We start from the raw sequence: 314 nt of genomic DNA on the forward strand, positions 1-314 counted from the left end.
CTGACTGAGTTTGCTCAGCGCCAGATCCGCTGCCTCATCCGCTTTACCGTCAAATGCCGGACGGATAAACGGTTGTGGTGCCATTTTGGATGTGCCGTTTTCCAGAAAACGCCAGTAAAACGCATTACGCGGATCATCCGCTTTCAGTGTGTTGTCGCTGTTGGTTCCGGCGGCATTGGTTCCCCGGATGTACACACCGGAGACAACCTCACCTTTATAACGGCTCCGCTGACCGCCGGTAACGATATTACGCGCCAGTTTTCCGGTCCTGACAGGAGCGCTCCGCCGGACCTCATCCCGCAGCATATCCGCTG

The 314-nt window shown here is 56.4% G+C and carries 1 protein-coding gene; it reads right to left on the reverse strand.

Annotated elements, in window-relative coordinates; genetic code table 11:
* On the reverse strand, positions 1–314 hold a 314-nt coding region (locus HMPREF3119_RS18315), incomplete at both ends, for an HK97-gp10 family putative phage morphogenesis protein (RefSeq protein WP_070580511.1).

The organism is Morganella sp. HMSC11D09 (genome assembly GCF_001807955.1).
GTDB classification, from domain to species: domain Bacteria; phylum Pseudomonadota; class Gammaproteobacteria; order Enterobacterales; family Enterobacteriaceae; genus Morganella; species Morganella morganii.